Below are 14298 nucleotides of genomic sequence, written 5' to 3'. Positions count from 1 at the left end.
CTATGCCCACGCAAAAGCGCTGGCTTCAAAACAAATGCATCCAGTATCGATCACCAAATCATAACCACTACGGAATCACTTGGGTCAGTCCGGTCAGATAGGGTGTGATCTGTTGGGCGTTGTTGCGTTCCAGGAATTCGTCGACGCTCCAGACGTCGTCACCGCTGTGGCGCAATTTTAATTCGCGCCAAGTGAATCGGATGGGTTGGTATTTCCAAACCAGTTGTCCGTCGTCTTCGGTCGATTCGATTCGCAGGATCAATTCCGGGTCGGTGCCTTTGTCCCAAACAAATGCGAACAGCGCGCCGTCGTGCTGCTTGGTCGAATCGGGGTAGCGAAACAGGGGCTGAGGGAGCAAACGCAACGAGTTGGTTTGTTCGCCTTCGATCATGTCGGCGCTAAACTGTCTGGCGATCGCACGCAATTGCACCAGACGTGACGAGGCGGATTCAGCGACCTTGGGAGATTGGGGGAGATCGCGGAACTGCAAGGGAGTCACGTCGGGATCCCAGCGTTTGCCGCCCATTAGAGTGACCGGTTTCAATCGCTGCGGTTTCAGCAGGTGCAATTCAACAAATTCGACGTCATTGCCATTGATCGGAATCGAACCGATCGTGCCGATCACGGCCATTCGTTTGGACGCGTCCTTCCATAGATAGACTCCGCCAAACACCGTCCCTTCGCTACTGAATCGGAACAGCGGTGATTCCGACGCGACAAATTTTTTGTCATCGGCTGCGGTCGCCATTTCCAATGAGCGCGCGGTTTCATCAAAGCGATCAAACAAACGATCGCTTTTGGGATCTGGGGCCGCCGCGGTCTCGGTAGGTTCTTGGCCCATTGTGCAATGGACAATGATCAACGAGGCAAAAGCGGTCGTCAGCAGTCGTTTCATCGTTTCAGATTCAAAGGCAGGAGGAAATGGTGGGTGGAGTGGTTCGACGCTGCCAGGGTGTGATCCATCGTACAGGTTGTCAGGCGTAGCTGGGCCGGCCACGGTTCAGATTTGCTGAAATCCAATCGGTCGGCACCCTGGCGGGATCCGCTACGAGAACGCTTCTTGGGAAAAAAACGCATGATCGTGACGACTGATTGCATGGCGTGGTACCTTCGACTGGGCTGTAATAGACAGTTCCTCTCCCTCCGGTCGGTCTGGCATCTGTGAATCCCTACCGTCTTAAAAACCCAGCCTCCTCCTAGCATTGGGCACTCATGACCAATTCCCCCTTCTCGCGTTGGCTACCGTTGCTCGGCTTTATTGCGTCATGGATTTCCCTCAGTCCGCTGCCATCTGCAGCGGCGGATCCGGAGCGACCGAATGTGCTGTTGATTTTGGTTGATGATTTGAAACCGGTGCTTGGTTGCTACGGCGACCCGGTGGCACAAACGCCTCATTTGGACGGATTGGCCGCGCGAGGGATGCGGTTTGATGCTGCGTATTGCAACCAGGCCGTTTGCGCACCGTCGCGTTTCACGTTGATGCTGGGGTCCCATTCCACATCGACCGGGTTGTACGGACTTGGTAGTGAACTTCGGCAGATCATGCCCGACGCCGTGACCCTGCCCCAGCACTTTGCCGCGCATGGATACCGCACCGAATCGCTAGGGAAAATTTTCCATATCGGTCATGGCAACCACGGCGATCCGCAGTCGTTCTCGGTGCCGCACTTCAAAGAGAAAGTGATCGAGTATGTGGATCCGAAAAGCACCGACGGCGGAAAACTCACGCGTGAAGAAGCGTACTTCACCAACCAGCAACTCGACCGAATTCGATCGCTGCCTCGTGGCGCGGCGTTTGAATCGCCCGCTGTCCAGGACGAAGCCTACGCCGACGGTCGGGTCGCTGCGGAAACGATTCGCCGCTTGACCGCCGCCAAGCAACGCCGCGATTCCGCAGGGACTCCGTTTTTTATCGCCGCCGGATTTGCCAGGCCGCACCTGCCGTTTAGCGCACCCAAAAAGTATTGGGATCTGTACGATCCCCAAGCATTGCCGATGCCGCAGCACGAATCGCTGCCGCAAGATTCACCAGCGGTCGCTGGCAAGCGTGGCGGAGAGATCACGAATTACAAACCAGTGCCGGAGGATCGTGACGCGGCATATTCAGACCAACTGAAACGAAATCTGATCCACGGTTATTATGCCAGCACCAGCTATGTCGACGCCCAGATCGGCAAGGTCATCGATGCGCTTGATCGGTTAGGGCTTGCCGACGACACGATCATCGTGCTGTGGGGCGACCATGGATTCCATCTCGGCGATTTAGGGATCTGGACCAAGCACACGAATTATGAACAGGCCAATCGGATCCCGATTCTGTTTGTGGCGCCAGGTTTGGTGCAACCGAATCAATCCACCGGACAACTCGCTGAGAGCGTCGATATTTTCCCGACGCTTGCCGAGTTGGCGGGACTGCCACAACCGACCGGTCCGCAATCAATCGACGGGGTCAGTTTGGTGTCGGTGCTAAAGGATCCTTTGGCACGTGTCCGCGACCATGCCTATCACGCCTATCCGAAACAAACGCTCGGCCGCGCGATCCGCACCGAGCGGTACCGCATGGTGCAGTGGAAAAAGCCTGGTGACGACGAAAGCAAGTCGCAGTACGAACTGTACGACTACCAGTCCGATCCGTTGGAGTCAACGAACGTGGCAGCCAGCCAACCCGAGGTACTGGCAAAGCTGAAAGCCATTTTGGCTGATTACCCGGAAGCCGAATCGGGCGGTCGATGGAAAGTCGCCAAGCAGACGCCGGCGGCGATCCCCACCCCTCAAATTGCCAATCGGTCGATTCAAATCGAAGCCACGATCAAAGGGCCCAAACCGAGCGGTGTGGTATTGGCACAGGGCGGGCGCGAACGTGGCTACGCGCTGCACTTGGTGGATAGCAAACCCGTATTTGATGTCCGTCGGGGGGGACAGGTGACGCGTCTCCAGTCCAACATTCGCATCAGTGGCAAAACGCGTCTGCTCGCTTCGTTGGATCGCGATCTGATGCGATTGTCGATCAATGGCGGCAAACCCATCGAAACGACTTCACCAGGTTTGATCAGCGGTCAACCCAAAGACGGTCTGTCGATCGGGTTCGATGATTTGTCGGCTGCCGGAGACTACGAGGGGCCGAACGAATTCAGTGCCACGATTGTGGATTACAAAGTCACGACGGGGCCCGAGGTGGCCGCGCCGATCGTCTCGTTTGCCTCGCGACCCGGTCGCTGGACGGCGGATCGGGCCAATGATTGGTACGACAAGATCCAGTGGCCGATCGGCGCGAACTATGTGCCTTCCTCGGCGATCAATCAACTGGAAATGTGGCAGGCCGACACGTTTGATCCGGAAACGATCGATCGTGAATTGGGCTGGGCGGCCGGGATCGGGATGAACACGATGCGTGTGTTCTTGCACGACATCGCATGGCAACAGGATCCCGATGGATTTTTGAAACGAGTCGACCAGTACTTGGAAATTGCCGACCGACACGGCATTCGAACCATGTTCGTGTTCTTTGACGGTGTCTGGCATCCGTTTCCGAAAGCCGGCAAGCAACCCGATCCCACGCCGGGCCGCCATAATTCCGGATGGGTGCAATCACCCGGACGCGAGATTTTGGACGACCCTGCCAAACAAGATCAATTGAAACCCTACGTGCAAGCGGTGCTGCGACGCTACAGGGATGATCCGCGTGTGTTGGTTTGGGATTTATTCAATGAACCGAATAATCCCAACCGCAATTCCTATGGTTCCGCCGGTTCCAAGCAGGAGTTGGACGAAACCGTGAAAGAGCAGCGGGCGCTGGAGTTGATGGAAAAAACATTTGGCTGGGCCCGCCAAATCGATCCGTCGCAGCCGCTGACGGTCGGCGTGTGGAAAGGGGATTATTTGAATCAGCCGACGCCGTACCAGCGCGCGTGCATTGAGAATTCAGATGTGATTTCGTTTCATACCTACGACGCGCCGAAGCGTGCCGGGGAATTGGTCCAGGGGCTGTTGCAAATGAAACGGCCGTTGTTGTGTACCGAGTACATGGCGCGGGGAAACAATTCGACCTTTGCCGGCGTGTTACCGATTTTTCACCAGCATCGCGTCGCTGCTTACAACTGGGGATTCGTCAACGGTCGTTCGCAAACCATCTATCCCTGGGACTCTTGGAAACAAGCCTATGACAAAGAACCTGATCCATGGTTTCACGACATCTTTGATCGCGACGGCACCGCTTACGACCCTGCCGAGACTCGGTTGATTCGCCGCCATGCCGCTCAGCCACCGACCAAGCCTTCCAAGCCACCGGAGGTAGACGGTGCGATGTCGCCTGCGGAGATCAAGGCGGGGCTGGCATCTCATGATCGCGCGCTGTTTATCAAACAGGGCTGGATTCGTGATCCCTATCTCGTTGGTGGCCCCGACGGTTGGTACTACTTGACCGGGACTACACCTAACCCGGGTGATCCCCGCGAACAAACCGATCCTTACAATACCGGTTTAGGACCGCTCAGTCTGGTCGGATCGGTGGCCCGCGTTTGGAAATCCAAGGACCTGATCCAATGGCAGTCGCTGGACGCGCCTTTCACGATGCAGGACGGGATTTGGGCGAAAGTGAAACCCGGCGCCTTCGAATCGACTCCGCAAGACCAATGGTTTTTGTGGGCACCGGAATTACATTGGCTCGGCGATCGTTGGGCACTGGTCCATACCAGCCCTTCACCGGTCAAAGGAGCCAATCTATCGCTGACAGCTGGCGACCAAGTTGCCGGCCCATGGAGCAATCCGATGGGCCAAGCGATCGGAAAGCGACATGATCCATCGATGTTCAAAGATGACGATGGAACATGGTGGCTGATTTGGGGCGCCACTCAGATCGCACCGATCAAAGCCGACTTTTCTGGTTTGGCAGCCAAGCCGGTTGCGATCAAACCGTCCGGTGACACCGACACGATGGGGCACGAAGGCTGTTTGATTCAAAAGATTCACGGCAAATACGTGCTGTTCGGCACCGGTTGGTCAACCGCCGGCATGCGGCGGGGCAGTTACAACCTGTATTACGCTACCGCCGACAAGATCACCGGTCCGTACAGCGAGCGAAAATTTGCGGGACGTTTTTTGGGGCACGGAACGCCGTTCCAAGATGACCAAGGACGATGGTGGTGCACGGCGTTTTTCAATGCCAACGTGCCGCCGCTGGACGCCAACGGGATCGAGTCGCGCGATCTGAGTCAGACCGCGCAAACGATCAACCGCCGGGGCACAACGATCGTACCGCTGGACGTGCATTTGCAGGACGATGGTGAACTGTACATTCGCGCCAAAGATCCCGCCTATGCCACGCCCGGGCCGGATGAAGCACAGTCCTTCCAGGACTAACCGGTCTCGCGTTGGTGTGGAGGATTTATCCGACCGGTTTTACTCTTCGCAGAAAACCCTCACCCGAGTCGGATAAATCCTCCACACCAGCGCCGTTGAAGCGGTGCTTTTATGTGGGGCATTGGTTTTTGGTAACCCGACGCGTCAGCGAGGGATCCCGTTGACACCCTAAATCCCTCGCTGACGCGTCGGGTTTCCATAAAAGCGCAACTCCAAGACTCACGTGCTGGGTCACTCCATGTATGGTTCGGCTAACAGCATCCGCCGTCGGCACAACACTCCGATTCGCTGGGTTTGGATTGCACACTACCGCCCTTGGTGGCTTTGGGGGACCGTTCCACTTTGCCGGCGGTGCAGTCGTAGGGCAGGGCGTCTTCGGGGGCGATCGGATTGGCCGGAGAGATTGCCAGGAAGTCGTCTTGATAGGGTTCGCACTGCATTTTGGCGAACGTTTTGCGACAGACCGCCGTGCGCATGCCGCGCGTGAATTGGTGTCCGTCGTCATCGATGACACTTGAATAGGGGCCACGATAGACGACCGCTTCATTGTGTTCGTAGCAGGGGATGTCCGGGTATTTGTAAGCGATCACCGTCACGGAACGGAATTCGATTCCTTGGACGACTTGCCACGGTTCACTTTGGTAGACCGGCATCTGGGCGGCTTGGAACCCGGCCTGGGTGAAAGCATCGATGAATTCTTTTTCTTGCAGCGCCCCGCTGACACACCCGCTCCATAGTTGTCCGTCTTGTTTCATCACCGCAGGCACCGGTTCGTCGCTGACGATATCGCTGATCACCGCTCGGCCGCCCGGGCGGAGCACGCGAAAAATCTCGGCAAACAGGGTTTGTTTTTCGCGTTCGTCGACCAGATTCAAGACGCAGTTGCTGACGACAACATCAACTGAATTGTCGGCGATCATTGGCGTGTCGGTTCGCATTTTGGCGACAAAGCTTTCGAATTGCTGCAGTGCGGATTCGCTATCAATCGGATGTTCGCTGAGGTAGCTGTCCAGTTGATCGCGGTCGATTTGCAGATCTTGGATTTTGCCTTTATAGAATCGGATGTTGTCGTATCCCATGCGTTCGGCCACGGTCGATTTGTGGTGGCGAGCCAGACCCAGCATTTCGTCGTTCATGTCGACGCCGATCACGGATCCGCCCGCGCCGACGACTTGGGCGGCGATGAAGCAGATCTTGCCGCCGCCGCTGCCCAGGTCCAAGACCGTTTCACCGCTGCGAACATATTTTGATGGATCACCGCATCCGTAGTCGCGATCGATCACTTCTTGGGGAATGATTTCCAGGTATTGGCGGTCATAGTCGACCGGGCAACACAGTTCGTTCTGGCGCTGCTCGGCAGCCGCGGAATAGCGATCACGGACCGCGGCTTCGGTATTCAAAATCGACATGGAACACTCAGTCAGAAGAATAGGTAAAGGAGAAGACTGATCTACAGCAATGCGCCGCCACAACTGCTGCCGGCCCCGGCGGTGCATCCGTAGCAGTGATCCGCGGTGGCGATGCTTCGGTCGCTGAACGCGTCAAAGGAATCGATGTTCCAAACCGTGGCGGCGGATTGATCGTTAGCCCTGGTCATCGCATCCGTGTTGGCAACCGGTAGGTCGATCATTTGGTTGAAATCACAATCGTACAGCGAACCGTCCCAGGCGACCGACAGCAACGATCGGCACATCACGTTTTCCGCTGCTTGGCAATTGAAGTTGTCTTCCAACAATTTCATGTACTGTTCCAGACGCTGCCGTTTGGCCAAGTACATCGCATAGCGTTTTATAGGGATGTTGGTGATCGCCAGCAAATGATTGAATCGAATACCGTAACGTGACAGTAACTCGCGTTTGTAATCGGCTTGGAGGTTGGCCTGATCCGGTGGCAGCGAGGGACTGGTGGGGTTGAAAACCAAATCCAATCGCAGCGCTGAATCGTCGGCCGCATATCCGAGATCATTTAACTGTCGTAGCGCATCGATGCTTTGTCGAAACACGCCATCGCCGCGTTGGCCATCGACGTTGTCTTCCAGATAGCAGGGCAGCGAAGCGACAATGTCGACTTGGTGGTCGGCCAGAAACGGCGCGGCCCACTCGAATCCCGGCTGTCGCAGGATGGTCAGATTGCAGCGGTCGATCACGCGCAATCCCTGCGATCGGAAATCTTGCACCAGTTCGCGAAACATCGGGTTCATTTCCGGCGCCCCGCCGGTCAAATCCACCAACTGCAGATCGCCACATGATTTCGTCAGTTCGACGACACGACGCGCGGTGGCGGCGTCCATGTTCTCACGCTTCTTTGTCGGCCCGGCTTCGACGTGGCAGTGGGTGCAGGATTGGTTGCACAGTTTGCCAAGATTGATTTGCAATTGGGTCAGTTTGCCACGTCGCAGTGGCGATGATTCCCGCGCAACGCGAGCGGCGAAGGGCTGGACAATGTCTGTCGGCAATCCGGTATTGATGACGGGTAACAACGATCTCATAAACACACGACGCAGGCAGACGGACACCGAGCAACAAATACCGAGCAACGGACGGTTAAGGACGCAAGCGAACACGCTTAAGGATAAAGCAATGTCCAAGCGTGGTGTGAGGCCGCCAACAGCGGAACCGCCAGAGTGTGCGTGCGGATCATGCCGCGCGTGCGGATCATGGCGACCGGCAGACGCATCGACCGTGGGCGGGGTACACTTGCGCGGCACAGGCGTCGTACAGTTGCGTTTTTATCGCAACCCAAAGCGTCAGCGAGAGATTTCGCGTGCTAACAGGATCCCTCGCTCACGCTTTTAGAAGCCAGCGCTTTAGCAATTCACTCTCCCAAGGGAGAGTGAACAGATCGAAGCGGCAATTTGCCGAGTCATTTGAGTTGAAAAGGCTTTTTAACGCTGGCTTCAAAACGAACGCTTCGGGTTGTGAAAGAATCGGCAATCCCTCACTAGGAAAACATTGTGGGTCGGAAATGGGGTTTGATTTTGTTGGTCGGTTTGCTGGTCGTGAAAGTGGCCGGTGTGATCGCGCGCGGACCGAGTCCGATCGTGTTGGATGCGGCCGGGTACTGGGAATTGGGCGGTTTGGTTAGCGGCGGTGACTGGTTTCTCACACAAAAGGAAATTGCCTACCGTACGCCCGGTTATCCCTGGTTGATCGGGCTGCTGCGCAGCACCGTTGCGGATCCGTTGTTTGCCTTGGTTTGTGTTCAAGGCATGCTGTGGATCGCCACGATCGGATTGATCGCTTGGATGGCGGTGGATCTGACAGGCGACCGTCGCGCTGCCTATCCGGTGTTGGGTCTGGCGCTGTTGATGATTTCGTCGGTCACCTATGTGACGACCGTGTTGAGCGAAACGTTGTTTACTTTCTTGCTGGTGCTGCACCTCTGGTCGGTGGCCAGATTCACGCGTGCCCCCACGGTGATCGGCGGTGTGCTGATGGGCGCAACGTTGGGACTAGCAATTTTGACACGCCCGATCGCGATGTTGATTTGGATTGCCGATCTGGTTTACCTGGTGGTCAGCTGGTTTTGGGTCCGGGACGATCGCGTCAAACAGTTGTGTGTGATCCGTGGGACGATTTGTTTGTTGATCGCCGCCACGGTCACGATCGCCTCGATCACACCCTGGTTGGTCCGCAATCAGGCCATGTTCGGCAAAATGATGTTGACGGAATTCGTCGGTCGTAATCTTTGGATCGTGACCTTTCAAGACGGCAGCGGCGCCGGGTTGGCGATGCCGGATTCACGGGCCGCTGAGCAGTTGAAAGACCAGGTCGGCCAACCGGCTTGGTCCACGCTGGCGGCGGAGGAAGCGTGGCGTGATACCTGGACGGTTTCTCATGCGCTGACGGCCGCGGGGATGGATGACGCGGCGGCCGATCGGCTGATGAAACAGACGGCGATCGATGCGATCAAGGCCGCGCCAGGTGTGTTCGCCGTCAAAGCGGGGCGGCGGTTGATCAATTTCTGGCGAACTCGGGCGACTGAATTGCCTAGTCAAGTCGCTGATTTTCCGGTCACAGGGGATGCCGACAAAGCCGCGCTGGCGAGGGATTTGTATGCCGGCCAGTCAATCTGGGGTGTTACAGTCGCGCCCGTCGATACAGCCATTCGGTATCGCGCCAGCAATTGGTTGTTGGGCAACACGCTGCTGATGCTGTTGACGGGATTGTCAACGATGCTACTGATCTGGCGGCGACCGACTCGAGCGGCGGGACTTTGGCTGGCGGCGGTGATGGGTTATTTTGCCGTCATCACGGCCGTGTTGGAAATCCCGGCTTATCGCTACCGCATGATTCTGGAACCGATCGTGTTGTTGGTCCTCGTGGCGGCGCTGTGTGTGTGCTGCTGTTCTGTTTTCCGACGATGCCATCCCAACGACGAAATCTGAATGAGTGAAACGATCCCCAGCGGTCCGATTGAATTGTCGGTGGTGATGCCTTGTTTGAATGAAGCCGATACCGTCGCGATTTGTGTGGAGAAAGCCGTTCGCGCGATGCGCCAGGCGGGGATCTCTGGCGAGGTCGTGGTGGCCGATAACGGCAGTACCGATGGGTCCCAGGATTTGGCGATCCAGCAGGGGGCGCGAATTGTGGATGTGGCCCAGCGGGGCTACGGTGCGGCGCTGATGCACGGTATCGAAGCTAGCGAAGGCAAGTTTGTGTTGATGGGCGACGCCGACGACAGCTATGACTTTTTGGAAATCCCAAAATTTGTCGACGCGCTCCGCGAGGGAGCGGACTTGGTCCAGGGGTGTCGTTTGCCGCGCGGCGGAGGCCAGGTGTTGCCCGGTGCGATGCCGTTTTTGCATCGCTGGTTCGGCAACCCGGTGCTCAGTTGGTTGGTTCGGATGATGTTTCGGATTCCGATCAATGACGTTTATTGTGGCATGCGAGGGTTCACCCGCAAGTTATACGACCGCTTGGATCTGCGCTCGCCGGGGATGGAATTCGCCACGGAAATGATTATCAAGAGTGGTTTGCACGGCGCGTCGATGAACCAGGTGCCGATCACACTGCACCCGGACGGACGCAAAGAACACGGGCCGCACCTGCGAACATTTCGTGATGGTTGGCGGACGCTGCGACTGTTTTTGGCATTCAGTCCCAACTGGACGTTCTTTCGTCCGGGGTTGGTGTTGTTAGGGATCGGGTTGGTCGGCTACGCGCTGGCTTTGCCCCAAGTGCACATTTTTGGTGCGGCCCTGGATGTGCATACGCTGTTGATTGCCAGTCTGTTGGTGTTGCTGGGGTGGCAGTGTGTGTTGTTGGCGGCGCTGGCCCGGATTTTTACGGGCCGCGAAGGAATGATGCCGCCGCACGAAAAACTGGAACACGTCACGGTCGAGCGCGGGCTGGTGTTTGGAATCGCTGCGGTGGTCTTAGGGGTCGGCATGATCGCTGTGATCGTTTTCCGCTGGTGGCAGCAGGATTTTGGTCCGCTGGATTATCCGCAAACGATGCGTTGGGTGGTGCCCGGTGTGACCTTGGTCGCCATCGGTTTTCAAACTGCGATGGCGTCGTTGATGAGCGGTGTGTTGATGATGCAGCGATCACGACGTTCGCTCTCAGGCGACGGGGAGGCCGGGAAATGAGTGAGTCAGAGCGGCCGGAAATCGTGCGGCATGTTGCAGCGGGACAATTGTGTTGTGACCCGGTTTGGGAAGCCGCCTACAAGCGGTTTGAGACCCCGGATCAGGAAATCGCAAAGTTCATCGGCCGGCTGAAACGATTCGGGTTTGAATCGATCGACAAGCAGGCTCGCGTTGTGGAGATTTTTTGTGGCCGCGGCAACGGTCTGGTGGCGCTGGAGCGGATGGGGTTTAAGCATCTGGAAGGTGTCGATCTGAGCGATAGCTTGTTGGAGGAGTATCACGGTCCGGCTCAATTGCATTTGGCGGATTGCACCGACCTACCGCTAGAGCGATCGGCATACGACGTGGTGATCGTGCAAGGCGGACTGCATCACTTGCCGTCGTTGCCGCAGGATCTGGACCGGACGCTGGCCGGTGTGGCAGGGCTGTTGAAACCACAGGGCAGGTTCTATGTGATCGAGCCCTGGAAGACACCGTTCTTGGTGTTTGCCCATGCCGTGACGGAGCAGCCGCTGATGCGCAAGCTGTATGCGAAAGGGGACGCATTGGCGACGATGACCGATCGCGAGCGGGTGACGTACGAGCAGTGGCTGGCTGCACCGGAATTGATCCGCCAGAGTTTCGATCGGCATTTCCAAATCCGCCAGTGGGACACCCGCTGGGGCAAATTGGCGGCCATCGCGGGCCGGTAGGCCAGGTGCAACGGGCGCGACTGAAACGGCACCCTGTGCGGTATTCCGCCAGCTGCCACTTGGTCCACTGGGGCGCCGACCCGGTCATCGGGTATTCTCTGTAGATGGAAATATCACAAGAATTATCCGATCGCGTGATGCGATTGGTCGTGTCGCCGGAGTATCGCCCCAGTAAACCGAAGCAAATCGCTGAGACATTGAAGCTGGGGCCGGACGAGTACCGGGAACTGCGGCGGACAATCAAGCAGTTGGTTTTAGAGGGGCGATTGGTCTATGGATCGAACCATTTGGTGATCAGCACCGGCGCTGTGGGGGGGCCGCTGGACCGGATTCGCGGCGTGTTTCGAACCGCTGCTGGTGGCGAGTTTGGGTTCGTGCGGCCCGGTGACTCGGGCGATGGTGCGTTGACAGAGGACCTGTTTGTTCCCCCCGGCCAAACCGGCGGGGCCCTCGAGGGCGATTTGGTCGAAGTCAAACTACGCCCCGGAAGACGCGGCGGCAACGAAGCCAGCGTGACGGAGGTCGTGCAGCGGGCGCGGCGTCAGTTCACCGGCACGTTCAACCTGATCGATGGCAAGCCGGCCGTCTTTTTGGATGGCACGCCACACGAGGCACCGGTCTACATCGGCGACATCCAAGGGTTGCCGCTGGCCAATGACGACAAAGTGTTTGTCGAGGTCGTGGCGTTCCCTGGCGAGAAAGGGCGCAGCGGCGAAGCGGTGTTGCTGGAGAAATTGGGCAGTCGGAACAACCCCGGCATCGACACCCTGACCATCATGCGTCAGTACGGGTTGCCGGACGAGTTCCCCGAGGATGTGATCGCCGAGGCGCGGCAGCGCGCCGATGAATTCGACGAAGAAAATACGCCGGCGGATCGCTTGGATTTGACCGACAAGTTAACGATCACGATCGATCCCTTTGACGCCCGTGACTTTGACGATGCGATCTCGCTCAGCCGTGAAGAAGGCGGGCGTTGGCGGTTGTGGGTGCACATCGCCGATGTCGGCTATTTTGTTCGCCCGGGTAGCAAGTTGGACGAAGAAGCGCGACGACGAGCCACCAGTGTCTATCTGCCCGGTCGTGTGATCCCGATGGTCCCAGAGATCATCAGCAACCACTTGGCCAGCCTGCAGCCCGAGAAAGTTCGCTTGGCCAAGACCGTCGAGATCGAGATGACCGACGAGGGCATTGTCACACATACCGAAGTCCACAATAGCGTGATCCGCAGTGACATGCGGTTGCACTACGGCCAAGTCGATCAGTTCTTGGACAGTCCCGATGCCTATCGCGAGAAGCTTGGTCCGCCGGTCTGCGAATTGCTGGCCGACATGCACACGCTGGCGATGATGATTCGCAAACGCCGATTCAAAGGCGGTGCGATTTCGATGGACATGCCCGAAGTCAAATTGGAGTTTGATCGCAGCGGCAAAGTCAAAGGCGCCTATCGCACCGAGAACACGGAAAGCCATCAGGTCATCGAAGAATTCATGCTGGCCGCCAACCAAGCGGTTGCGGCTTGGTTAGACGATGCCGAGTACAATTTTCTTCACCGGATTCACCCGCCGCCGGAACGCCGCAAGTTGCGCCAGTTGTCAAATTTTGTGCGCGATTTGGGATTGGGGATTGAATCGGTCGAAAGCCGGTTCGAGATTCAAGCGGTGCTCGATCGCGTGGCCGGGACGCCGTTGGAAGACGCAGTCAACTTTGCCGTGCTCAAAAGCATGAACAAGGCGGTCTATGGGCCGCAGACCGACGGCCATTATGCGCTGGACATGCAGCACTATTGCCATTTCACCAGCCCCATTCGTCGCTATCCCGATCTGACCGTGCATCGGTTGATTGATCGCCTGTGGGCTGGTGAAAAGACACCCGATGATGCCTATGGCACCGTGCTGCAGTTGGGCCAGCACTGTAGTGACATGGAACGCAATGCGGCCCAGGCCGAGCGTGAATTGACAGAATTGAAACTGTTGCACTTTTTGAAAAAGCACATTGGTCAGACGATGCCGGCTGTCGTCAGTCGCGTCTTTGCCGACGGTTTCTTGGCACGCTGTGTCAAACTACCGGTCAGCGGCTATGTGAGTGTCGACCAGTTGCCGCATGATCAATACCGGTTCGAACGGCGCGGCCAAATGCTGGTCGGATTCAAGGCGCACAACCGCTATCGGTTGGGCGACCAATTGACGGTCAAAGTCAGCCGTGTCGATCTGACGCAGCGACAGTTGTTTTTCGAACCTGTGAAAAACCACTCGGTGGGAAATAGCAACCCCAACGATCGGCAGGGGAAACCCGGTCAGAGTGCCGGCAAAGAGTCGCTGTACAAGGGCAAACGGAAAAAGGATCGTCGGCAAGCGGGGAAACGGAAACGCCGTAAATGAGGGGGCTCCTGGGGCGCGATTGTGGTGCCGTAACACAAAGAATCTTGCCCGAATCAATTCCAGCGTGGTGGTGACCCTAGAACGTGATTGCAGCCGTCGATACACTTGGCGGTTACACCGTTCGTTGACATGTTGGCCCCGCTTTCGAAGCTTGCTCTACCGCTAGAATCGCCTGGTCGGTCCCCCTGGACCGCGGGGGGATGCACCGGCGGGGATCGAGGCTGCGTTTGGCGATGGGTGCCTAAGAATCTGCCATGCAGGAGCGCAGGATCTTTCGACG

8 protein-coding genes are annotated in these 14298 nt (G+C 57.3%); 5 read left to right on the top strand and 3 right to left on the bottom strand.

What is annotated here, in order from left to right; all coding sequences use genetic code 11:
- Nucleotides 1-67 precede the first annotated feature (67 nt).
- Nucleotides 68-895 (bottom strand): hypothetical protein, encoded by an 828-nt coding sequence (locus tag NHH03_RS20810; protein WP_253159258.1) that lies wholly within the window; start codon nucleotides 893-895, stop codon nucleotides 68-70.
- Nucleotides 896-1212: 317 nt separating this feature from the next.
- On the opposite strand from NHH03_RS20810, the gene NHH03_RS20805 reads away from it, so the two are divergent.
- The gene (locus tag NHH03_RS20805; RefSeq protein WP_253159256.1) at nucleotides 1213-5358 is read left to right on the top strand and encodes a sulfatase-like hydrolase/transferase; all 4146 of its coding nucleotides are present in this window, start codon (nucleotides 1213-1215) and stop codon (nucleotides 5356-5358) included.
- Between the two features lie 251 nt (nucleotides 5359-5609).
- Here the strand turns inward: NHH03_RS20805 and NHH03_RS20800 are convergent, their stop codons facing one another.
- Complete coding sequence (locus NHH03_RS20800) at nucleotides 5610-6767, bottom strand: methyltransferase domain-containing protein (RefSeq protein ID WP_253159254.1); 1158 nt, start codon at nucleotides 6765-6767, stop codon at nucleotides 5610-5612.
- Nucleotides 6768-6808: 41 nt separating this feature from the next.
- Nucleotides 6809-7846, bottom strand: a complete 1038-nt coding sequence (arsS, locus tag NHH03_RS20795; protein WP_253159252.1) for an arsenosugar biosynthesis radical SAM (seleno)protein ArsS — start codon at nucleotides 7844-7846, stop codon at nucleotides 6809-6811.
- A gap of 465 nt (nucleotides 7847-8311) precedes the next feature.
- Between arsS and NHH03_RS20790 the strand changes: the two genes are divergently transcribed.
- From NHH03_RS20790 to rnr, 4 genes are all read left to right on the top strand, one after another.
- Entirely contained in the window at nucleotides 8312-9745 is a 1434-nt protein-coding gene (locus NHH03_RS20790) for an ArnT family glycosyltransferase (protein WP_253159250.1), read from the top strand.
- Nucleotides 9746-10948: a glycosyltransferase family 2 protein gene (locus NHH03_RS20785; protein ID WP_253159248.1), complete on the top strand. Its 1203-nt coding sequence runs from the start codon at nucleotides 9746-9748 to the stop codon at nucleotides 10946-10948. It begins immediately after the preceding gene.
- Nucleotides 10945-11640: a class I SAM-dependent methyltransferase gene (locus NHH03_RS20780; RefSeq protein ID WP_253159246.1), complete on the top strand. Its 696-nt coding sequence runs from the start codon at nucleotides 10945-10947 to the stop codon at nucleotides 11638-11640. Before NHH03_RS20785 ends, NHH03_RS20780 begins: the two co-directional genes overlap by 4 nt.
- 104 nt (nucleotides 11641-11744) lie before the next feature.
- Nucleotides 11745-14018 carry a ribonuclease R gene (gene rnr / locus NHH03_RS20775; RefSeq protein WP_253159244.1) on the top strand — a complete coding sequence of 758 codons (2274 nt, stop codon included), beginning with the start codon at nucleotides 11745-11747 and terminating at the stop codon, nucleotides 14016-14018.
- Nucleotides 14019-14298 lie beyond the last annotated feature (280 nt).

The sequence above is a fragment of the Stieleria tagensis genome (assembly GCF_024129865.1).
Taxonomy (GTDB): Bacteria; Planctomycetota; Planctomycetia; order Pirellulales; family Pirellulaceae; genus Stieleria; species Stieleria tagensis.
The sequence above is the reverse complement of the archived record's forward strand: the minus strand, read 5'-3'. Positions and strand labels throughout refer to the sequence as shown.